Origin of the sequence: Vibrio sp. 1751 (assembly GCF_033339895.1) — a bacterium.
Lineage (GTDB): Bacteria > Pseudomonadota > Gammaproteobacteria > Enterobacterales > Vibrionaceae > Vibrio > Vibrio alginolyticus.
Genome location: NZ_JAWOVM010000012.1, coordinates 1 through 17,481 on the forward strand (window position 1 = coordinate 1; position 17,481 = coordinate 17,481).

Annotated in this window: 12 protein-coding genes and 2 pseudogenes; 5 read left to right on the top strand and 9 right to left on the bottom strand. The window is 42.5% G+C overall.

Annotation, left to right across the window (positions count from 1 at the left end; translation table 11 throughout):
* Positions 1 to 399: 399 nt before the first annotated feature.
* Positions 400 to 609: pseudogene (tnpA, locus tag R7041_RS06545) on the top strand (IS66 family insertion sequence element accessory protein TnpA); the annotation flags it as partial.
* A gap of 971 nt (positions 610 to 1,580) precedes the next feature.
* On the opposite strand, the pseudogene R7041_RS06550 reads toward tnpA, so the two are convergent.
* The 3 genes and pseudogenes from R7041_RS06550 to R7041_RS06560 form a co-directional block, all read right to left on the bottom strand.
* Positions 1,581 to 1,727, bottom strand: a pseudogene (locus tag R7041_RS06550) (transposase family protein); the annotation flags it as partial.
* Positions 1,728 to 2,183: 456 nt separating this feature from the next.
* The gene (locus R7041_RS06555; protein ID WP_258512560.1) at positions 2,184 to 4,535 is read right to left on the bottom strand and encodes a hypothetical protein; all 2,352 of its coding nucleotides are present in this window, start codon (positions 4,533 to 4,535) and stop codon (positions 2,184 to 2,186) included.
* A 214-nt stretch (positions 4,536 to 4,749) separates the two neighbouring features.
* On the bottom strand, positions 4,750 to 5,430 hold the full coding sequence (locus R7041_RS06560; RefSeq protein WP_258512559.1) for a hypothetical protein: 681 nt from the start codon (positions 5,428 to 5,430) through the stop codon (positions 4,750 to 4,752).
* A 700-nt stretch (positions 5,431 to 6,130) separates the two neighbouring features.
* Here R7041_RS06560 and R7041_RS06565 point away from each other — a divergent pair.
* A complete protein-coding gene (locus R7041_RS06565) occupies positions 6,131 to 6,841 on the top strand; it encodes a hypothetical protein (protein ID WP_224914239.1) in 711 nt (236 codons plus the stop codon).
* A 37-nt stretch (positions 6,842 to 6,878) separates the two neighbouring features.
* Positions 6,879 to 7,172, top strand: a complete 294-nt coding sequence (locus tag R7041_RS06570) for a hypothetical protein (protein ID WP_258512555.1) — start codon at positions 6,879 to 6,881, stop codon at positions 7,170 to 7,172.
* 478 nt (positions 7,173 to 7,650) lie between these two features.
* Here the strand turns inward: R7041_RS06570 and R7041_RS06575 are convergent, their stop codons facing one another.
* From R7041_RS06575 to R7041_RS06595, 5 genes are all read right to left on the bottom strand, one after another.
* The gene (locus tag R7041_RS06575; RefSeq protein WP_258512553.1) at positions 7,651 to 9,912 is read right to left on the bottom strand and encodes a tetratricopeptide repeat protein; all 2,262 of its coding nucleotides are present in this window, start codon (positions 9,910 to 9,912) and stop codon (positions 7,651 to 7,653) included.
* A gap of 1,117 nt (positions 9,913 to 11,029) precedes the next feature.
* A complete protein-coding gene (locus tag R7041_RS06580; RefSeq protein WP_258512551.1) occupies positions 11,030 to 11,653 on the bottom strand; it encodes an inovirus Gp2 family protein in 624 nt (207 codons plus the stop codon).
* 376 nt (positions 11,654 to 12,029) lie between these two features.
* Positions 12,030 to 12,245, bottom strand: coding sequence for a helix-turn-helix transcriptional regulator (locus R7041_RS06585; RefSeq protein ID WP_104968970.1), 216 nt, complete (start codon positions 12,243 to 12,245; stop codon positions 12,030 to 12,032).
* Between the two features lie 180 nt (positions 12,246 to 12,425).
* Positions 12,426 to 13,739: a tyrosine-type recombinase/integrase gene (locus tag R7041_RS06590; RefSeq protein ID WP_104968971.1), complete on the bottom strand. Its 1,314-nt coding sequence runs from the start codon at positions 13,737 to 13,739 to the stop codon at positions 12,426 to 12,428.
* A gap of 189 nt (positions 13,740 to 13,928) precedes the next feature.
* Positions 13,929 to 14,795: a YicC/YloC family endoribonuclease gene (locus R7041_RS06595; RefSeq protein ID WP_005379378.1), complete on the bottom strand. Its 867-nt coding sequence runs from the start codon at positions 14,793 to 14,795 to the stop codon at positions 13,929 to 13,931.
* 184 nt (positions 14,796 to 14,979) lie between these two features.
* Here R7041_RS06595 and rph point away from each other — a divergent pair, with 184 nt between their 5' ends.
* Both rph and pyrE read left to right on the top strand, forming a co-directional pair.
* Positions 14,980 to 15,696, top strand: coding sequence for a ribonuclease PH (gene rph / locus R7041_RS06600; RefSeq protein ID WP_031780917.1), 717 nt, complete (start codon positions 14,980 to 14,982; stop codon positions 15,694 to 15,696).
* A gap of 104 nt (positions 15,697 to 15,800) precedes the next feature.
* Positions 15,801 to 16,442 (top strand): orotate phosphoribosyltransferase, encoded by a 642-nt coding sequence (pyrE, locus tag R7041_RS06605; protein ID WP_026000307.1) that lies wholly within the window; start codon positions 15,801 to 15,803, stop codon positions 16,440 to 16,442.
* An 84-nt stretch (positions 16,443 to 16,526) separates the two neighbouring features.
* On the opposite strand, the gene R7041_RS06610 is transcribed toward pyrE, so the two are convergent.
* Positions 16,527 to 17,477, bottom strand: coding sequence for a Kdo(2)-lipid IV(A) acyltransferase (locus R7041_RS06610; protein ID WP_033905948.1), 951 nt, complete (start codon positions 17,475 to 17,477; stop codon positions 16,527 to 16,529).
* Positions 17,478 to 17,481 lie beyond the last annotated feature (4 nt).

Here is a 17,481-nt window from a genome sequence, read left to right on the forward strand (position 1 = left end):
TTCAATGCTAAGAGATGGTGTTATGTGGGATACAGATAGCCTCAAAAATTAACTATTGACGCCATAGTCTCTTGTTATATGGCGGACTTTCTAGATTATTGAGACAGTTGCCAAATACATACCTATCCAATACATAATGTAAAATACCCAATCATCTAACCGCTCAGCAAAGGTTTCTCTTTTCCATGTTTGCTCACTCCACCCAAGTCGCCCTAATGTTGCAACAGCAAAGCAAAAAGCCGACCCAAGAGCTAGAACACTTTGGCTCGTTGGTATACCCAAGTCATAGCAATCTACAATGAAACCGACTCCAACTGCACGTAAGCGCATCATAAACCACGCATTCTAATCGTCTAGCACGAATAATAAGATCAAACCTCCACCCAAAGGAGATTTGAAATGGCTAAACGACGCACTAACCAAGAGTGGCGAACTCTGTTCGAACAATATGAATCCAGCCAGCTATCACAACGATTATTCTGTGAACGCAACGACCTGAGCCTTTCCACTTTTTACGCTAAGCGCCAACAATTAAAGCACATCGAAAAGCCGAACACGATTGGCTGTGTTAAAGCCGAAGTCGTTGAAAAGACCACAAAGTATCAAGCCACTCATGTTGCAAAAGTCGGGCAAAGCGGATAAAGAATTGGCGAAAATCCAAAAACTCTATGGAATAGAGTCGCGCTTAAAAGGTGCCTCTGCTGAACATCGAAAAGCTGAGCCTGATATCGATGCGCTTCTGCCATGGAACTTCAAACACTAGCTAATCGCCCCGTGGGTTCATGGGGCGGATACCTTCTAGCTGAAGCCATCAAGTTTTGTAAGTCTGACATTATAGTGTTTGCTGTTGGTTGCAATCGGAAAAATGACGACACAATTAAACTAGTTATGGATACACACTTTGGTGGCTACGAAACAAAAGAACTTTAACGTAAAAGATATTGGCGATTTACCAGTAACAACATGGATTGCTATCGAATTGCTCACCCAAGAGCTAACTCTAAAGAGCAGGCAAGATTTCGAAACTTAGTGATAGGTAATATTATTGGAGAATGAGCGTCATCTCTGGAGTAAATGCCTATAACATGAAGAACAAGGATAAAGTCATTGATTCTCTGAACGTTCGTCAGTTGGGACTGATGGGTCATATTCTATTAGCTTGTTATTCATATCTATTTTGCCTTGCACTTTTACGTTTACTCTTTTGATTGCGAGCTATTACTTAAACTATCGATTGCTCTCAATCCAAGCATGACTCGAACTAGATTTATGAATTAGCATCGGAGTCTTCAAGTGTCACTACTGTATGAATAATGAGACTCACACACTGACGAGTTGGAGTCAGTTTTATCAGCATCTTACATTAGGAAACGCAGGTCAATCTGAGCACGTTCGTTTATTGAAGAGTATCTACTCTAAGTAGCTTTGGGGCAATTTCGTGTTACATGCCCCGTCAGCACAGCTTTGGACAATAGCTTCTTAGGGTAATCACTTAAATTAGGAAGGTGCGGATAACTTTTAGTATCAGAAAGTAGCTTCGTGAAGTGTCCAGTCTCGCTGGTGCAGATCATTAGTTTCTAAGGCTCTAAAGCTGGCAAGCTTGAACGCAAGTATTCTCTATCAATGTTTTTGACCGTTTCCCAGCGAATACCCAAATGCTGAGACACTGCATGTATGCTCATGTGGCGGCACAATCCACTGATGAACTTGCAAAAGCGAGCGGTATAGTGCGTATTTCGGAGCATTCCGAACACCTATTTCCGCAGTTTTTCAAGCAAGCTGTCGCCATTTTTACATTCTCGTAACGTACTAGGGGGCTTTACTTTCTGGGTTTAAGAAAACCTCACCAATGTGATTCCAGTTCCTAGCCCTTTTCGACCATCTTTCTGGGTGTTTTAAAGCTGCGTTGTGATACACCTGCTCCCGACGTTTGAGGATCTCTATATCATCACCATTTTATCGTTCGCTCGGTGTCACATACTTAATTCCGCTATGCTTATGTTCAAAATTATACCAATAGCAACTTTGAAATTAGCATTTGACGGTTTAAGTCTGGTATCGCAAACCGCCAAATCAACAATTACAAGAGGAGGAAACAGGCAACACGATTATGTTTTAAGTAACCAAAATACAATTTCCTCTCAAACGCATGAATTGTACTTGTACCTGCTTCCTCAGTGGGGTTACCAAATCTTTCCTTCTGGGTGATCGATCATCTCAACTATCTGTTGCTCAAACAAATGAGATGTACTTGCCAATACAAAACTTTGTGCACCCAAAAAGCAGAGCCCCACTAATCGTCCGGTAGTCGTGGAAAAATACTCTGAACTTTGTGTAAGTTGACCTGAATAAGGCTTGCTTATGCCTATGACGGTAAACAGCAGGACGAAGCTAAGCGCCAGTACAGATTTCACTGCAGACGACTTCATCAAATGTTTGGCTTCGTTTCTTTTAATGGCTTTAAGCTCAAGTGGGTACCCAATCACACGGATAAGAGTAACAAAAATAAAAAAGAGTGAAAAACCTAGAGCAATTGGTGGAACAAAGACGGTTTTAAGGTAAAGGTCACTCTTTTCCTTATTATCCGAGGATACGTTCCAAGCGTACAGAACTTGTTTTTGAACCACTAAATATTCTATTTTTTCGTTCAATATATTTTCAAATTCACTTTCTCTCAGCGATGTTGAGTCGATATCAAAATAGAAATCGCCCATAATGTGTCGAAGATTGTCTCTCACTTCCTTTATACCCATTACGGCTTTACTACTCACCTGCGAACGGAATATAGACTTGTTAAACGGTAGTGACTTACCATCTAGGCGACTTCTAAACACCAGTTGTGTATTGTTCAGTGCTGTATCCCGGCCCTTCATTTCCTGGCTTGTCCAATACTTAGTGACATCTGAATATCGGTTATAAGCTTTAGAGTAGGCTTTGATTACATCTTTGACCTCCATTTGGCGGTCACCATATTCGTATTCGCTCCTCAGTTCGTATGGGCGAACTAAAGGTCTAAAGCCTAATCCCTCAATGATTGCGTTTTGTGTTTCGTTGAAGAATGTATCGTAACGGCTTAAATCTTTCGAGTCGCTTAATCCGTACGGGAACCCTGTTTCTTGTTGAACATATGGCATTTCACTAGGATACATAGCTCTAGTAGCTTTTATCTCAATGTATTTTTTCTCAATATGCTTTAGGGCTAATGTGTAATCCCAATCATCGTCTCCAGGGCATAGTTTGTTGCTATCGCATAGTTCAAATAGGCGTATATTGTCGAAATAATTGATGTCTTTTCGATTCGGGTTAAAAATCCAGTTAAGATTCATAGCCATTTGGCTGCGTAAATAATCCAGGTTATACATACCTTTGGTATTGAGCTTACCTTTTTGCTTACCGGTTTTATAATAACTATAAATATTCCGCAGGTTCTGCTTCCTGACTCTGCTGCCGCGATATCGTTTTTTAGCGACCGACTCTATCTCTGATTGCATGCGCTTATAGGGGCCATCCATAAAGGTCCGTTCTGCCTGCCTGACGGCTTGATACATCAAGTGGGCCTCTAAAGCGAGGTTAAACGGAAGCTTATGCTTTACCATAGTGTTATGCACTTCAACGTTGAACTGAACAAGCTTTATGTACTGGTTTACTGCTTGGTATAGATCTTTTTGAGAATGTTCTAAGCGACGTTTGAGAATGGGGTCTACCCATCCTAGATTGGCAGGTGTACGTAACGATTCCTCATAAGCTTCAGTCGCGGAGATTCTAGTAAAAGGAAAGTAAGAAAGGATCGTCAGCGTGTCGCTGTATGATGGTGCAGTCTCACCTTCTGGCGTGGCCTTTTTAAGCAAATTGAAATGCTGAGGAAAATTAATCCCATAATCACGAACATCCACAACCAAGTTAGCAAGGTTAGCTTTATCTTGATTAGCACTAACAATACCTCCCACCAAAATATCTTGCAGCTTGTGCATCACAGGTACGGATATCGTTAAAATAACGAAAAGCCTCACCCACTTCTGCGACTGGCTCAACTTAACGGGAATAGCAAAAGAAGCAATAAACAAACCTAAACCGATACCGCTTAAGGTTCGACCATAAAACTCAACCTTATCTATCGTATCTTGGTTTAACACTAGGCCTGATGAAACACCTGCTATAGAGGTATTCAATCCAATTTCGCACAGCAAGTAGATCACATCAATTGCAATAATCACCTTTAACCATTTGTACTTTTTCTTTCGGTCGATGTAGCCGAGATTTTCATCGTACTTGCCATCGAAAAGTACCTTTTTGTCTGGAGCGGTAGAATGATAGGCTTTGAAGGTGCGAATAGCTAAATTTATGTAGACCGTTCCTATAATAACGAAGAGGAAGAAACCTACACCGAATTGAATGATAGTGCTAAGGGTAGACTCCCATAAGTTGAAGAGAAAAATTATCAAGCCTAGAGCTGGAACAACGATGGCTCCCCCTCCTAAGTAGGTATCTATCTCTTGGAAGTGTGCTTTATATACTTTGTCTTTAGAAAGTGTCATGCATCTATTCGCCCAACAATAGATGCCTATATAAGCCAATATTGTTAAAGCAAAGTGAATTTTAATAAGTATCATAGAGCCAAAAATGGCACCATAACAACTAAGCACTTGTAAGCGCTCGTTAGGTTGAGTGTTAGTATTATTAGACAACTTCGTTCGTACCCTATTTATAATTAGAATTTTTGAAAATCTAGTCCTTTAAACACGCTCAATATTATTCAAGCGTAAACTGATCAATCGATGTGTAATCAAAATTATCAAACCGATGCTCGACAAACTGGCGAGGTTCCGAGTTGTTTTTTTCTACATCAATTTTGTCACTTAATATTGAGTAAATTGCATGGATAATATCGATATAAAGAGGATGCTTTCGCATGGTTGGATCGTGTATTTCTATGACGATTGCATCTTTTTCGGTAGCTGGTAATTCAAACTCTTTGAGGAGTGCATCAATAATGTAAGGCTGTGTAGGAGCCAAGATTCGATCAGCGACTTCTTCGCTTACTCTCTCTTTAGGATAACAAATGCCTTTGTGAACACCATCGGTCATTAATCGACGGATGTCATGTGTGACTTTTTCCCAAGAGTATTCATTAAATTGACCGAAAATAACGGCACTTTCTGAAATCACCACGAACTCTAATAAGTTACCAGCAATGGTAACCTCTGATTGGTCTTTGCAATTAACCAAATTATATACGTATGGTGAAAGGTCGGTACCTTGAAGCTCTTTGATCCTTTGTTTTGCCTTTTGTTGATACATGAACAGTGGCAGCTCACTATCTTCTTTTTCTGGCACCAGGATGTGCTTCTCGCTGTTATCTTTACTGGCTATTCCCTTTGCTAAGATGTAGTTGCCTAGATATCCAATTTCTTGAGCATTGAGCGTACGCATGATTTCCCTACCAATTCCTTGAATTTAACTATTAATATATCAATCATTTAGTCATGTTCATAACGATATGCCTACAGTTTTTCGTTTTACTTATTCATACGAACGAATACCAACTCAATACAAGAAAATTACCCGCCGCAATAACCACTTTTAGCATTACTTAAAGGGCTCTTCTCCGCTTACATGAGCAGAGACAGAAGGATGAAAATTGAACATACCTCTTTTATCTTCAGTTTGAAGTAATCGCTGTCTCTTATTCCCATGCTCTTTAGTTATCATTGAATTCTCCGCACCATAGCGGGCATTTACCCTTACATTACGCGACATGCGGAACAGATAAACCTGTATCAATAGCTCTGGGAAAGTCTTGCCGACCTAACAGCTACGGTTTACGACCAAAGCGCAGCACTGCTGACGCAATCGGATAGTGTTTTATCTGCTTGAGCCAGAAAGGTTAGCGCAATGGCAATAGCATTAACTAGTTAAGTTATTTGTCTGACTTTTATCACTAAATATCTATTTTTTATTAGAAAAATATGTATTTTCCATTTGAAATAGCGTATGTTTCGAAACATCTCAAATGTGAGATTTAACCTCAACATGACCCAAACTTAACCTTAGCATGACTCAGATTTAACCTAGATATGAACTAGAAAATTTTGTCGTCTGAAATTTATATTACAAAAGGATATTTTCATACATGACTAAGAAACTTTTAATTGCAACTCTTTTAGCATCTACCATGTCCTTAACAGGTTGCGGAGCATTAATTGGAATGCAAGCCAGTTCTGGTCAGTTCGCAATGACAAGAGTTACGCCATTAACGGAAGCTGACCCTGTAAAGTCAGATGTTTTCAAGCGAGTGCAGTCAGTTGGTATTGTATACTACGTCGATAAACTTAATGATTCCGGTAACTATCCTGAAGACAACATAGCCATATATAAACTCATGGCGAAATATACCCAAAAGAACGTTGAAAGCATCAAAAAGTTTAAAGTTATCGACCGCAATACTTTTGAGAACGCTTTGAACAAAGTCGCCCCAGACTTAGATATTTTTGCAGCTGATCCCGAAGAATATAATGAAGCGATCGCAAAGGTGGGTCGTCATTTAGGTGTTCACGCTTTAATAGATTTACAGCTTGAAGAAGCACATGGAAATGTCACATCTGTTAGCAATCAATTTGTAATGGCTAAAGATCTGATTGTTCACGGTGCAGCACGTATTCCAATGAATCTAACATTAAAAATGATACGTTCAAAAAACGGCGAAGAACTGTATTCACAAAATGATCTAATCAACTGGGAAATGGGCACCAGCGGTATAGGCAATATGTCACAAAAAGACCTACATAAAGTTGTCGATAACGCAGTGAAACCTTTAGTAAATGATATGGGTGCATACCTTTAACCACCGTAATGTTTAACCAATTTAAAGGAAGTTACACATGGATATAGTTGAATATAAAACTATTAAAAAGGTAGCAAAAACTCAGCTAGGTGCTGATGATGCAGAGTCTCTAAATTATTTTGCAGTTAAAATAGAGAAACAGTCAAAATTTCTAAAATGGTTATCAATTCTGCTTGGTGTTCTGAGTATTCCGCTCTTATTTGTTTTAATTGGGTTTATTATGTTACCTGCTTCGATATTATTGTACTTCTTTGGTTATAGAAGATTACTTAAGAAGGCCAAGATGTTTAGAGAATTCATTAAAAACGATCCTGAACTATCAGCAGCATAGCTACCTATGAGCACACCCACACAAATTTAGTTGCATTTTGGCCCGTCTTGATATGGGTTGACACTTTTTAACTAAAACGCTCGATGTACTTCATCGGGCGTTTTGTATTTTAAGGTGGACTTGCCGCTCTAAAAAAGTGAATGGCATTTAAACCGAAAGTTTTACTGAGACACTTTTGCTACCTGCTAATAAATCTTTGGAAATAGAATGGTGGTGTCACTGATACCTTCAATGTTACGTTAGTCGCCTGTGTAGCCCTTTTATTAACTGAATAGCTACTGACCTGTGAGCAGTTGTCATTAGGAAATGTAGGCCAAAAGAAATGGTAGTTACGAGTTCAATATGGAAGTCAAAACACATATTGGGGCAGAGGTGTGTTTGCCATAGCCAGTTAAATAACCCCTGACAAACGCTCTGATAGAGGAAACGTTGCAAACTGTATTATCTTCTGACTCTATAAACCTAATTTATGGGCATTCTAATCAGAGCTGGGGGTTAGCTCTGATGCAACTAATGAATCTACCCAATGGCTTCGAGCTTGCTCGTACATATCACAGATCACCTGCTCGGTAACGAGGAGAGATACCTCCTCGGCCTTTGCGAGTGTTTTCTCGATGTGCTTCATATCGCTACGTTGCTGCGCATGGGCATTTAAGATATGGCAATACATTACCAATTGGCCGCGGTAGAACCCACTGCGCTGCCACAATGCTAACCCCTCCTCCGCTCGCTCAATGGCTTGTTGATACTCACACTTAAGCAAGTGCTTACGGGCAAGGCCATTTAGACAATCGGTGTAGGAGTGGTGCAGATCATTTTGCGCTGCGATTGCCTTGGTTTGGCGTAGCAATTCAATCGACTCATCGATCTGGCCTAGGTACTCCATCGCTGTACTCATTGATAGATTGATGTAGATGGTTTCAGCGGTATTATCCAACGCTTTGGCGATTACCAGTGCTTCTTGATAATCTTGATAGCTCTTTTGGAAATACTCGCTGTCTTGAGTTTCTAACCCTAACGAAAGGTAGCAAAGCCCACGTTGCGTCATGGCGCGGCAGCGGATCATTTCAAGGTGAGAACGGTGCGCCTCTTCAATGAGGGGATCGATGATGGTAAGGGCTTTTGACGTCTGGCCATGTTGCCTTAGCGTCATAGCAATCTGCACCTTCGCCTCCCCAATTGCCTCTGGAGAGCTGCCGATAGCGGCAAGGTCTTCAAACACGGATAGCGCCTCATCCATACGACACTGCTGTTGGTACAGCTTACCGCTCAGGTGCAGGAAGTCCTCTCGGTCTTTCTCCGAGATCTGCGCACTTTCAAGGTAGTGCTGGGCTTCGATGAAGTTTTTGTAGCCTAGCTGAGCCTCACCATTGATGCCGTTGATCTGGTCGGCATAATAGTAAAATAGGCACGTCAGTGCGGTGTTTTTTGATTCATCAGACTGATGGTCGAGCAAGGCTCGCTTCATCAATGGATTGATCGAAAATGCCTGTCCGGGCAAGGTCTGGATAAACGAGTGCTGAGTCAACCTATCCAGTTCGGTAGCTGGGTATCCGGTATTGTATTGCCGGATCATATATTGAAAAAGTTGGCTATCGAAGTGCCGACAGTTTGCCAGCACTTTCAGGGTTGCACTCTCCGCTCGGTCTAGGTAGCGGATAAATCTATCTAAGATCTCTCTCTGAGTCTTGCCCTGAAAATCATCCGGCGTTGGGGTTCGTAATATAGTGAACTTAATTTTTTGATAGGTATCAACAGAGACATCAAGGTAAAAGGGAACCCCCTTGCTGTTCTCGACGATAACATCAACGATTTCAGAATCTTGGATATCACAGCTTTCCAAAAAATAGCGCGCATCGTTTTCAGAGAGTGACTCGAGGATGTGCGAATCCAACACCTCTGCCCAATCGGACTGGTACTCTGACCATCTCAGCTTGTCTCGACCAGCAATCACAAACAGCACGTTGGGATGATGGGTAATCCACTCACGCACCCACTCATCGACTGAAAAAAAGTGCCCCTCACGATAAGCGTTGTCCCACATTGCCTCGTATGAGTCGATAAAGACACACAGCTTTTGTGCATCATCCTTATCTAACGCAGCATTCAAGTCTTCAGCCAGCATCATAGGCAGGCGCTCTGCGATTTGCTGTGGAGTTAGATTTGGTAGCTCTGTGAAGATACGGCTGCCCGCCGAACTCCACCAGCGCTCTAGGACGTTCACGCTTTTTTTGCCCAATACGGCTAGCTTAGTCACTACGCTAGCAACTGGTAGTGCCTCTAGCGTCTCGACCATGGCTTGAGCGATGTCCGTCATCAGATCAGAGGTTTGCAGATATTCTAGGCTAGGGTCGTTGATGGTGATATCGGGGTTTACCTTTTGCAGATAGATCAGGTAGGCAAAATCAAAGGAGCGAAAGCTCGGCTTGGGCTTAAACTGTTGGGCTAAGGTTTGGCGCAATGAGCGGAGGCAAAAAGCGCAATCTTGATAAGCGGGGTCTTCCATGTCGATACGTACATGGCACCAGTCACTGGTTAGAGATTCACTTTTCGAGAGCTCTTTAAGCAATCGAGATTTGCCAATACCGCCAAAACCATAAAAATTAATGACGCTATGCTCAGTGGAGTCAAAGTTATGGATTGCCTTTCTGAATGTCTCCCTCGGAAGCTCTCGGTCGGTGAAGATGCGTTGAGCCTTAATTGGGGCACTATTGAATGTGTGTTTAGGTTTAAGAGCCATCGAATTCCTTTCTCGACTATGCCGGTACGTTTAGGGAGGATATCGCCTTGGACAAATGTGTGCCCTAGACCCTGCCCCAATCATAAATGATTCTTGCGGGAAGTCATGGTTGGCTAGAATATATCAACTAAACATTTGATCTGAATCGATTTGGGCGGCAGCTATGTATTATTACCCCACGTTGTCTAGAATGATGTTTACTGCGGGGTATCGCTCGACTTTATAAGTGAAAAACTACCATCCTTATTTTCGGTCCATATGATTTCGTCACCTTGCTACCAATTGAGATCCTTTAGATAATCGTCAGAGATCTCGAAGTAGTGCTCGCCTTGCTCGGTTACTTTTATCGGTACTCTCATAGGTTGACCTTTTCTTAAACAAGTATTCGACAATCAGCACTATAGAATCATAATGAAAACTAAGTCAAATGATGCATATTAGGCTTGACGTAAACAATAGGTTTCAGCACGGAATGGGGCAAAAACGAGTCAGACATAACAACTGTAAACATCAAAAATGATCAAACTATATTAGCTTTTGACAAACTTTATTCACTTAGATCAAACACTATTATCCGGTTACACTATTCATTCGTTTCCACTGTCGCTGGTGGCACGTGGTATCAGATTGGTGCGAATAACAATGCTATTGAATGCCACTTAAACAGGCTTGTTTTATGGTGCAAGTAAAATAAAAATGGTCACAAAGTTGTTTAATTTTTGCTCGAAAATGGAAAGGCAACCCCCTTGTTTTTCCAAGGTTGCCGCAATTTGATTAATCATGGCGATATTATTAGCTTATCGCTCTGGGGCTGGCATTGTCATATCGCTAGTACGCAGCCACCAGCCGAAATCAAAGATGTTCATATCTATCACTTCGTTATAAAAACTGAAATCCTGATTGAAAAGTGACACAAAGTGGAGAAGGGAGCGCGGTTTTGTGATTTGGTTTTGGCACTTCTCAATTGGTTGATGTCGTGATGTGCGCATTACACTGTTTATGCAAATATCCGAATCTATAAGGGAATGACATCAGTGTCTAAGCCTGAAGTTGATTTATTGACCAATATTTTCCGTCATAAAGATCACAAAAAGATCGCATTGTGTGCTGCTTGTGCTTACAAATGAGAGAGTGATGATTTTGGCTTTATCGAGCTGCAACCGAATCGACGCACTCCAACAGGAACCTTCTCCTTAGAGGCGTATTTGTATGCATAGCTTGCTCTCATACGGGCGGCTCTGAGTATACGGCCACTCCCTGTCCGTTTAACTTTAAACAGATTTCGCTTAGGGGCATATATGTAATAAAAAGGGCTAATATCCTTGCATGCCTGTTTAGCTAGCTGGGTTATTTGGTAAGATTTTTGGCATACGTGTCCATCAATCATAATGGCAATATGATAGTGCTGATTTGTACCGTCTTTCCCTTCTTCCCGCGCCCATGCGTAGCCAAATCGATCACCTCTAATTTTATAGTGCTTGATACAGAGCGTCTTGAGTCTCGCTATAAACTTCGATAGATGTTTGTTGTGGGGGAGTTGAGTCGTTTGGTGGAATTGGATTAAAACGATGGTTATCCGAGAGTGATAAGTAAAGAGATTATCCAATTGGTTGTAGGCTTGATGAAGAGCTTTAATATCAATCCCTTCAGGATAATAGAATACAGGCTGTTGCATGCCTTTGTAGTTGTAGTAGGCGACATGCTTATAGTACGGATGTATAACTAGATCTTTATCAGACATGAACACTATATAATTATATTAATAACCCACCTTCGTCATACTAAAATGTTAGGCGTGAATTGGGCTTGTTAGCGGTTTTTTGAAAAGAACTAGTACCAAATAGTGTCAATTTAGGACATATGAGGACACGTTCAATAAAAGAAAAAGGGCTCGAAAGCCCTTTATGTAAGTTGACGATGTCTAGGAAAATAGCATACTTATGTCTTGCTCGAACCATCCACGGATATACCCTTTTGGGGTTCTTAGTGGTGGTTTTATCTCCTGACGCTCTACCATTCGATGAATTGTACGTTCACTGACTGCTAATCTTTCGGCTAGCTCTCGTTTAGATACAATTCTGATTGAATTAGCTGAAACCGTTGCAGCAAAATCATAATTACTCATGATCTGCACCTCTGCTTTCAATCCAATTCATAATCTCTGATAGTCGCCAACCTACAGAGTGTGAACCGCAAAGCTTTACTCGCTTTGGAAAAAGTCCACGTTTTTCTAAACGCCACGCTTGTGTCCGCGAGATTGAGGTCAGAGCTTTTCTTTCCTCTTCTCTAATAATGCGGTCAAACCCTGCGGTTAGGTTGCTACTTGTAATCATGGGGGGTTACCTCGTGCTTACAGTAGCGTTTCAGTTTGGTGGGGAAACTGATTTGTTGGATGTTACAGAAAGTTTCCGTATGTTCCAATGGGGGGCATCCTAACGCTTCCCCTTGTAAATTGCTCAACGTTGAGCTTTTAATTTGTGATCTTGATCACCAATAAAATTTGTGTGTTTAGCCTATGCAATCTGTTCAATTGTTGGCTTTTGCGAACTATCTAAAAAGTCGTCACCAACGTTTTTTATCACGCCATTGGTTGTAGCTGGTGGCGTGGGTTTTAAAAATGGCTCAAGAAAGTTGGCAAGTTTATTTAAAGCTTCTCTACGCTCATCTAAATAATGGTATCGGTCATAAATCCCTACAACGCCTTGTATCTTGTGGTTTAGACAGCGTTCAGCCACTTGCTCACTGACTCCAAGCTGAGAAAGTAAGCTTCTGCATGTTCTGCGTAAGTCATGAACAGTAAAGGGCTCTATATCAGGCATCAGGTTCGAATAAGCTGTTTTCTTACTACTAGGGTCTATTCCCATCAGCGTTTGAAGGGCATGGTTAAGAGTGTCATCAGAGATATATCCTCGCTTGCTCTTCTTTCGTGCAGGAAACACGTACTCGGAACCGCCGGCTCGGTATTTAAGTTCTTCAAGCCATGACACAGCAACATCTGGGATAGGGATAGATACTTTTTGCACCGGAGCATTCCTCCGTTGTTTATTTGGAATGCAATGCCAGATTCTCCCTAATAAATCGATGTCTTCCCATTTGGCGCTAATTAATTCCCCTTTGCGACAACCAAAACAGAGTAACAGGCAACAAGCAAGATAGTTGTCCCTTGTAAATGAAGGGCTCTGGCTGCGCATAACCCTAAAGGCATAGTTGATTTCATCGACTCTTAGGCAGCGATTTCTGCTTACTTCTGTGCCACCAGCATCTTTAGGAGAAAAGGCTTGTGCTGGATTAAAGGTTGTAAGGTTCAGTTTAATAGCATGATTAAACAACTGTTTTAAAAACAGTAATACTTTGTTCGCAATGCTATTTCTGCCTGACTCGACAATACGCTCAATGATTAATCGGATGTGTTGTGGCGTTACATCGCTGATAGTCATAACCCCGATATGCTGCTTGACCTCTTTTCTATAGTATCGTTCAGGGATATGCGGGTGCTTTAGTTGCTTAACAGCGAAAGCTTGATACCAGTCCTCATAGAGAGCATCTACATTGTGAATCGCTTTAAACTCACCTTTCTTCCTTTCGGATTTAGGATCGATACCGAGTTTTGTTTTTTGACGAATATCTAGGGCTTGTCGTTTTGCTTCGCTGATAGACAGAGAAGGGTAGATTTGAGGTAAGGCGATCTGAGCCCTTTTGCCAGCGATTATATATTTTACAACCCAAGACGGCTTTTTCCTTGCGATACGGAAATAGAGCCCATCACCAAGGCCAAGCATGGTGTCTTCGCCTTTTCTTATTAGGGCATCAAGTTGTTTATTGTTCATGTTCTAATTTCTTTGCTGTCTTTATCATTGGAAAATGATGACACAGGTGTTTGTGTCATCATCTGTGTCATCAGTTCGCATGATACTAGAGGAAACACAGTGAAACAAATAGGAACAATGGATATTAAAAAGCCACTATAATCAGTGGCTTATATTGATGTTTGGGACGCTATGAAACAGGTAAAAACACTATTCTATATTCTGGATCTGCTCACGCATCTGTTCAATTAGAACTTTCAGTTCAACGCCCGATGCGGTGATGTCGGTGCTGATGGATTTTGACGCTAGCGTGTTCGATTCACGGTTGAACTCTTGCATCATGAAGTCCAGACGACGACCCACTGCGCCACCTTTTTTCAGAATGTTCGTGGTTTCTTTTACGTGAGAATCAAGACGGTCTAGCTCTTCTGCTACGTCTGATTTCTGTGCCAGAAGGATAAGCTCTTGCTCGATACGAGATGGATCCAGTTCCACTTTAGCGTCTTCGAACTTCGAGAATAGTCGTTCACGTTGCCACTCTAGTATTTCTGGCATGCGTGCGCGCACTTTCACAACTTCTGATGTGATCGCTTCTAGGCGTTGCTCAATCAGCGCCTTCATGTTCTCGCCTTCACGAGCGCGCGCTTCAATAAATTCATCCATTGCGCCATCAAACGCTTCTAGTAGCACTTTATTTACCGCATCCATGTCTTGCTCTGGCGTTTCCATTACCCCCGGCCATTGCATGACTTGAAATGGATTGATTCGGCTCAGTTCACCAGTCATGTGCATGACTTGTTCAGCGGCTTTAATTACCTGGCTAGCAAGCGCTTCATTGATGCTAAGCTCACCTTTTGCGGCAGGGTTTGCTTCAAAACGCAGATTACATTCTACTTTGCCTCGTGCTAAGCGCTTACGAAAGCGCTCACGTAAAACGGGCTCTAACCCGCGAAATTGTTCTGGCATGCGGAAGTATGTTTCTAAATAACGCTGGTTCACGCTGCGGATTTCCCATACCGCAGAGCCCCAATCGCCTTTTACTTCTTTGCGTGCATACGCTGTCATACTGTAAATCATCGAATTTTCCTGTCTTCATTTTTTGAAAATTACTTCAAGAGTGTATCATGCTGCGTCGATAGGTGCGCGGGATGTATGGATTGTTTATGTTGTGCCAGCGGCGTAACCTATGAATCCGGAATCGATTCCGTTATAATCTTCGCCCAACCAAATCGTCTTCTCCTCATATTTAAGGTAGATGCCCATGCGTCCAAACGATCGCAAGGCGGATCAAGTTCGCCCTATCAAAATTACTCGTAACTACACAGCTTACGCTGAAGGGTCAGTGCTAGTTGAGTTCGGTAACACCAAAGTGTTGTGTAATGCGACCGTCGAAGAATCTGTGCCACGTTGGCTAAAAGGTCAAGGTAAAGGCTGGGTTACAGCTGAATACGGCATGCTACCTCGAGCAACACATTCTCGTACTCGTCGTGAAGCGGCAAGTGGCAAACAAGGCGGCCGTACGATGGAAATTCAGCGTCTTATCGCGCGAAGCCTACGCGCTGTGGTCGATCTAAAAGCCATGGGTGAGTTCATGATCACCGTTGACTGTGACGTTATCCAAGCAGACGGCGGCACTCGCACTGCATCTATCAGCGGCGCAAGTGTTGCAATGGCCGATGCATTCCAACACCTAGTGGATAGCGGCAAGCTAAAAGCGAATCCAATGAAAGGCCACGTAGCGGCAGTTTCTGTCGGCTTACTAGGCGACGAAGTATTGTGTGATCTTGAATACGTTGAAGATTCAGCGGCAGACACAGACATGAACGTAGTAATGACCGAAGAAGGCAAGATGATTGAAATTCAGGGCACCGCAGAAGGTGAACCGTTCAGTCACGAACAGCTGATGGCATTGCTCGAGTCGGCGAAAGTCGGCATTACAGAAATTGTCGCAGCGCAGAAGGCGGCGTTAGCCAATTGATTTAGATAGCTCCCATTATGGGGGCTATTTTTTTATCTCGACAATAGAGAAATGAATGATTGTCGAGAAGAGACACAAGAAACCAAGGACATAGAGAGAAAATAATGAAAGCATACCAGCGTGAATTTATTGAGTTTGCACTTGAGAAAGAAGTTCTTAAGTTTGGTGAGTTTACTTTGAAATCTGGCCGTAAAAGCCCGTACTTCTTTAACGCTGGTCTTTTCAATACTGGTCGTGACCTAGCGCGTCTTGGTCGTTTTTACGCAGCCGCGCTCGCTGATTCAGGCATTGAGTTTGATGTGCTGTTTGGCCCTGCGTACAAAGGGATTCCAATCGCGACGACAACAGCAGTCGCGCTGGCGGATCATCATGACGTCGACACGCCTTACTGCTTCAACCGTAAAGAAGCGAAAGATCACGGCGAAGGCGGTAACCTTGTAGGCTCTGCGCTTGAAGGTCGTATCATGCTAGTAGATGACGTAATCACAGCAGGTACTGCGATTCGTGAATCGATGGAAATCATTCAAGCAAATGGCGCAGACCTTGCTGGTGTGTTGGTTGCGATTGACCGCCAAGAAAAAGGCAAAGGTGAGTTGTCTGCGATTCAAGAAGTGGAGCGTGACTTTGGTTGTGCAATCATCTCGATCGTTAGCTTGACTGACCTTGTGACTTTCCTTGAAGAGAAAGGCACAGACAAAGAGCATCTAGAAGCAGTCAAAGCATACCGCGCAGAATACGGCATTTAATTGGTTACTTTTTCTGAAAAAGTAAAAAGGGCAGATGGATATTCATCTGCCCTTTTTTGTTTTTGGATTCATCGCCTTGACCACTTACTTATAGCGAATGCCTTTCTCGACATGCTCATCTTGCATGGTTTTATAGCGTTTATGGAGCCACATCCATTGCTCTGGAGCGCGTAGAATGACTTCTTCCACATACTTGTTCATATAAGCGGCAGCGGCGACTTCGTCTTTTTGTGGATAGTCGGCTTCAATGCACTTATCGGCGATGATGTCGTATTTTCCTTCGTCATTGCGAAACCCTGAGCCTGGGATGATCGCACATTTTGAGGTATACGCCAGAATGCTCGTGCCTGTTGTTGTACACGCATCGTCTACGGCAAAGAAGGGCACAAATACTGATTTTTTGCGACCGTAATCGTGATCCGGTAAATAGAACAGACGCTCACCACTGCGTAATACACGAATCATCTTTTTTACATCTTTACGATCAATCAGTTTATTGCCGTTATGTGTCCGTCCCCAATACTGGATAAAGTTATAAGCAGGATTATTATGCGGACGAAACGCGCCGTACCCGGCCACGCCTAACACGGCGAAAGCACGCGCAGTGATCTCTAGATTAAGAGCGTGGACACAACAAAGTAGGACGCCTTTACCTTCTTTGGCTTTTTCACGCAGTGCGCCGAGATCTTTCTCGACGATCAGGTTTTTAAAGCGCCAAGTCGGCCAGAACCAAGTGATTCCGGTTTCTATCAGTGCCATACCGGTATTTTTGAAGTTCTCTTCAACAATATGTTGAATCTCTTCAGGTGTTTTGTCTGGAAAGGCCAATTCTAAGTTACGCTGAGCAACGTGGACACGCTTTTTACCGTAGCGCATGCCAAGTTTACCGAGTGAACGACCTAATGAAAGCAGCAGCCGATAAGGAAGAATATTGACGAGGATGGCCAACAGACCAAAACCAAGCCATACGCCCCAGTTACGAGGGTGAAGAAGTGAAAGAGAAAACTCGGGCTGCGTGTATTTGTCTTTACTCATAGTC

Excerpts from the sequence above, each read along its gene's own strand:
- R7041_RS06610 (WP_033905948.1), bottom strand. The coding sequence starts at position 17,477 with ATGAGTAAAGACAAATACACGCAGCCCGAGTTTTCTCTTTCACTTCTT.
- R7041_RS06595 (WP_005379378.1), bottom strand. The coding sequence starts at position 14,795 with ATGATTTACAGTATGACAGCGTATGCACGCAAAGAAGTAAAAGGCGAT.
- R7041_RS06585 (WP_104968970.1), bottom strand. The coding sequence starts at position 12,245 with ATGATTACAAGTAGCAACCTAACCGCAGGGTTTGACCGCATTATTAGA.
- R7041_RS06575 (WP_258512553.1), bottom strand. The coding sequence starts at position 9,912 with ATGGCTCTTAAACCTAAACACACATTCAATAGTGCCCCAATTAAGGCT.
- R7041_RS06590 (WP_104968971.1), bottom strand. The coding sequence starts at position 13,739 with ATGAACAATAAACAACTTGATGCCCTAATAAGAAAAGGCGAAGACACC.
- R7041_RS06560 (WP_258512559.1), bottom strand. The coding sequence starts at position 5,430 with ATGCGTACGCTCAATGCTCAAGAAATTGGATATCTAGGCAACTACATC.
- rph (WP_031780917.1), top strand. The coding sequence starts at position 14,980 with ATGCGTCCAAACGATCGCAAGGCGGATCAAGTTCGCCCTATCAAAATT.
- R7041_RS06565 (WP_224914239.1), top strand. The coding sequence starts at position 6,131 with ATGACTAAGAAACTTTTAATTGCAACTCTTTTAGCATCTACCATGTCC.
- R7041_RS06580 (WP_258512551.1), bottom strand. The coding sequence starts at position 11,653 with ATGTCTGATAAAGATCTAGTTATACATCCGTACTATAAGCATGTCGCC.
- R7041_RS06555 (WP_258512560.1), bottom strand. The coding sequence starts at position 4,535 with ATGACACTTTCTAAAGACAAAGTATATAAAGCACACTTCCAAGAGATA.
- pyrE (WP_026000307.1), top strand. The coding sequence starts at position 15,801 with ATGAAAGCATACCAGCGTGAATTTATTGAGTTTGCACTTGAGAAAGAA.
- R7041_RS06570 (WP_258512555.1), top strand. The coding sequence starts at position 6,879 with ATGGATATAGTTGAATATAAAACTATTAAAAAGGTAGCAAAAACTCAG.